Genomic DNA, 4550 nt, shown 5'->3' with positions numbered 1-4550 from the left:
AACAGGGCTTGCAAGACTATATTGAGATTGTAGGCTATGTGTCTCATAAAGATGCGTTGGCATATCAAAAGGCATCACAAGTTTTATTGTTGGTAGAGATAGATTCTCAAGATACCATAGGTATAATACCAGGTAAGTTATTTGAATATATGGCTGCAAAAAGACCTATTTTGGGAGTTGGTCCTAAAAATTGGAAAGTAGCTAGTATTGTAACTAAAACTGAAACCGGTCAGGTATTTGAGTATTCTGATGAGATTGAACTTAAAAACGTACTTTTAAGTTGGTTCCAGCAATTTCAAAAAGGAGAATTGCAAACAACCTCAAGTAATATTGAGCAATACAGTAGAAGGGAGCTCACCCGTAAATTGGTTGAATATATTTAATGGGCATCGTAGTTAAACAATCATTGAACAATACTATTGTAACCTATTTTGGTTTTGCAATAGGGGCGGCCAATACCTTGTTTTTGTATACCAATTTTATGCAGCCAAGTAATTATGGATTAATACAGGTAATATTATCTGTATCCGCGGTGCTTATGCCTATTCTTGCATTTGGTGTCCCTAATAGCTTAGTGAAATTTTACTCCAGTTTTAATACTAATCAAAGTCAGAATTCATTTCTGACTTTAATGTTGTTACTTCCCTTGGTATTAATAATTCCGGTTGCCTTGCTAAGTTATTTGGCAAACGATGCTATTGGAAACTTACTTTCTAGGCAGAATGATGTGGTTAAAGATTATGTATGGCATATCTTTTTAGTAGGTATGGCAATGGCATATTTTGAAGTTTTTTATGCTTGGGCAAGAATTAGAATGAAATCTATGTTCGGCAATTTTATGAAAGAGATTTTTTGTAGAATAGGTCAGACCATATTACTACTACTTTTATATTTTAAAGTCATTGATATTGAATTTTTTATCAATGCTTTAGTAGGTTTTTATCTTGTACGTACACTAATCATGAAATTGTATGCATATACGGTGCGTAAACCTAAATTGAATTTTACGCTCCCTAAAAATTGGCAGACCATAGTTAAGTATAGTGCGCTGATTATATTGGGTGGCTCTACAGCTATTGTTTTAATGGAGGTCGATAAAGTAATGCTGAACAACTTTCTTGAACTTGAAAATGTCGCTTTTTATTCCGTAGCAGGGTTTATTGCTTCAACCATAGCAGTGCCTTCTAGGGCAATGCATCAAATAACGTATCCGCTAACGGCAACTTACCTAAATAATAATGATAACTCTGCACTAGCACAATTATATCAGAAAAGTTCATTGACTTTGTTTATTGTTTCTGGTATTCTTTTCTTACTTATTCTTTTAAATTTAAATGAACTTTATGAACTATTACCAGAAAAGTATTCTGGCGGATTCATGATTGTTTTCTGGGTAGGTTTGGTAAAGGTGTATGATGCATTGTTGGGGAATAATAATTCTATTTTATTCAACTCAGATTATTATCGTTCTATTTTGTTTTTTGGAGTTTTATTGGCGGTGCTTGCCATAGTATTTAATCTATGGCTGATTCCCAATTACGGTATAAACGGTGCGGCTATCGCTAGTTTTAGTGCCTTTTTTATCTATAATACATTGAAGTTGGGCTATGTGAAAACAAAATTTAAAATACTGCCATTTACTAATGAAACCTTTAAAGTGCTTGCCCTGTTAATTGTTGTAGCGGCTATTTTTTCTGCTTTTAATTTCTCTTTTCATCCGTTAATTAATATTGTACTTAAAAGCGTTTTGATGATTGTTTTTTATGTTGGCGTACTGTATAGGTTTAAAATATCTGAAGATGTTTATGGCTTTTTAAGTAAATACTTAAGTCGCTAATTAAATTTGCTGTGCTCTTTGTTTGTTCGGTTTTTGAATACCATATTGTTGCTTGTATATTTTTACTATAATCAAGAATAGGTTAATGATTAACGGACCAAAAATTAGACCAACAAATCCAAATAAAGGAATACCTATTAAAACTCCTATTAAAGTGATTAATGGGTGAGTGCTATCTAATTTATTGAGAACAAAAAGTCTGATTAAATTATCTGTCATTGCTACAACGGTAACTCCATAAATTAGAACTCCCCAGGCTTGAAAGTCTTCGCCACTGGCAAGACTTAATACAAACACCGGAAAAATACCTATGAAGGTTCCAATAAAAGGAATCATGGAACCAATTGTTACTATTACGAACCAGAACAGCGGATTTTCTACGCCGAAAATGTAAAATCCTATTAATGCTATAATTCCTTGTGCAAGTGCAACCAAGGGAATTGCAATGGCATTAGAACGTACTACGCTATCAATTTCCTTGCCTAAGACTACTAGATTTTTATTACTTAATGGAATATACTCTAACAACGATTCTTTTAATTGCTTTGGACTCTTTAACATGTAATACAGTAAAAACAATAAAATACCTAATGAGATAAAAATATTGAAAGTGCTATTGGCAAAACCTTGCATGTTATCTGTTAGCCAACCAGATGCTTGCTCAGGGTCTATGGTAGATGAAATATCATAACCAATATATTTTTCTACTTTAGAGACTTGGTCTTTAAAAGCTTTGGTTACTTGTTCAGATTTATCAGCGAAATCGCTCAATTGTGAACTTAGCATAAAACCTGCACCTGTAATAGGTATAAAAATACCAATGAATGCTGCTAAAATAAGTAACATTGATGCCCATGATCTTTTTACTCCTTTGTTGATTAATTTTAACATCCATTTTCTTAATACTACATAAAGGGTAAGTGCACCTAGAATACCGGACATGTATGGTAGCATATATTTAATAATCAATCCTCCTAAAAAAAGAATTAAGGCAAGAATAATTAATTGTCTTAGAATTTTATGATTAATTTTTTTCATGAGGTTTGTTTATAGGTAGATTGATTATGACCAGAAAAATAAACTTAAATGGTAAGTTTGATTAACTCACTACATTATTTTAATAGTCCTAAAATGAATTGTTTAGATATCTGCTAAAACCTGATTAACTTTGAATACTTATCATGCAGCTAAAAGAAATACATCATGTGCCCGAGAATGCGACTCCTTTACGGTTGCAGGAATATGGGGTAGGGGTGTTTGAAAGCATTAAGACAAAGTCTGCCTTGAAGAAGGCTATCAAGAAAAATCTGATTTTGGTCAATGGCGCTATTGCTACCACTGCTACTATGATTATTGGTGGAGAAGAAATTGCATACCATCAATTACCGGAAAATAAAACTAAGACACGACTTGTTTTAAAGCTAGATGTAGTTTATGAAGATGAGTATTTGGCTATTATAAATAAACCTGCAGGCATATTGGTTAGCGGTAACGGATTCAAAACCATTGCAAATGCACTGCCTCAAAATTTAAAAAAAAGTTTCGCTATTGATGCTGCTATTCCGCAACCTGTTCATCGCTTAGATTATGCTACAACAGGTCTGCTATTAGTAGGTAAGACAAATAGCATGATTATAAATCTTAATCAGTTATTTGAATTTAAGAATATAACCAAAGAATACTACGCGGTTACCATTGGTAAAATGGAAACCAATGGAATCATAAATAGTGAAATAGATGGCAAACCCTCAATGTCTTCTTTTGAAGTTGTAGCATCAATCGTTTCAGAACGATTTTTATTTCTGAATTTGGTAAAGTTGAGCCCGCATACAGGTAGGCGGCATCAATTACGAAAGCACTTATTGTCAATTGGAAACCCGATATTAGGAGATGCTACTTATTTTTTAGAAGGGTTACAATTAAAGCGAAAAGGATTGTATTTACATGCGCGGTCGCTTCGGTTTCAACATCCTGTCACTAATGAAGAAATGTGTATTGAATCTGATTTACCAAAAAAGTTTACAAAACTATTTCCCACAAACGATATGCAATAGTAACAGAAAAAGCGCCGCAGTGAATAAATCACTACGGCGCCTTACAACTAACCAACCTAAAAACTTATTTTAATATCTTCTGCTACTTTTAGCTGCTGAACTTGTTCTTGAACTTGAGCTTCTAGAAGGAGCTTTACTTACTGATCTTGAACTTGAGCTTCTACTAACCGTACTTCTAGACGGGCTACTAGTCGCTTTTTTAGTTACAGTGCTGCGTTGAGTTCTGGTATTTGTTGCAGTTCTAGTATTAGAACTTCTGCTTACCGGTTTTTTGTACGTAGTAGTTCTTTTTACAGTGGTACTTCTTGGTGTACGGCTTACTTCTCTTTTAGTAACCGTTCTGTTTGGTGATGTACGCACTGCAGAGTTATTACTTCTTGTAACTTTTCTACTTTGTGTTGTTCTACCGCTATTGGTATTACTACGTCTTACAGTAGTAGATCTATTTACGGTTGAACTTCTATTTGCTCTTGTTTTACTATTAGAAGCCAACGTTCTGTTCGTTCTTAAACCATTATCTCTTTTAGAAACAGTTCTGTTACTTCTAAAGTTGTTATTTCTTACTGCAACTCGCTTATCATTTCTGTAAATGGTAGCTCTATTATTTCTTACCTTATTGTATCTATATTGTTTACCAACATTTACATAAGCTCTTCTAA

At 33.5% G+C, this 4550-nt stretch carries 3 protein-coding genes and 2 pseudogenes; 3 read left to right on the top strand and 2 right to left on the bottom strand.

Annotation, left to right across the window (positions count from 1 at the left end; genetic code table 11):
* Together ABJI11_RS07835 and ABJI11_RS07830 are read left to right on the top strand one after the other, a co-directional pair.
* Nucleotides 1-383: pseudogene (locus ABJI11_RS07835) on the top strand (glycosyl transferase family 1); the annotation flags it as partial.
* Nucleotides 383-1837 (top strand): polysaccharide biosynthesis C-terminal domain-containing protein, encoded by a 1455-nt coding sequence (locus tag ABJI11_RS07830; RefSeq protein WP_348350973.1) that lies wholly within the window; start codon nt 383-385, stop codon nt 1835-1837. The pseudogene ABJI11_RS07835 and the gene ABJI11_RS07830, both read left to right, overlap by 1 nt.
* Here ABJI11_RS07830 and ABJI11_RS07825 read toward each other — a convergent pair whose 3' ends face one another.
* Nucleotides 1838-2875 carry an AI-2E family transporter gene (locus ABJI11_RS07825; RefSeq protein WP_348350971.1) on the bottom strand — a complete coding sequence of 346 codons (1038 nt, stop codon included), beginning with the start codon at nt 2873-2875 and terminating at the stop codon, nt 1838-1840. It lies immediately after the preceding gene.
* A gap of 143 nt (nt 2876-3018) precedes the next feature.
* Between ABJI11_RS07825 and ABJI11_RS07820 the strand changes: the two genes are divergently transcribed.
* Nucleotides 3019-3891 carry an RluA family pseudouridine synthase gene (locus tag ABJI11_RS07820; RefSeq protein ID WP_348350969.1) on the top strand — a complete coding sequence of 291 codons (873 nt, stop codon included), beginning with the start codon at nt 3019-3021 and terminating at the stop codon, nt 3889-3891.
* Nucleotides 3892-3960: 69 nt separating this feature from the next.
* Here ABJI11_RS07820 and ABJI11_RS07815 read toward each other — a convergent pair.
* A pseudogene (locus ABJI11_RS07815) lies at nt 3961-4550 on the bottom strand (hypothetical protein); the annotation flags it as partial.

Origin of the sequence: Maribacter sp. (assembly GCF_039968975.1) — a bacterium.
Lineage (GTDB): Bacteria > Bacteroidota > Bacteroidia > Flavobacteriales > Flavobacteriaceae > Maribacter.
The sequence above is the reverse complement of the archived record's forward strand: the minus strand, read 5'-3'. Positions and strand labels throughout refer to the sequence as shown.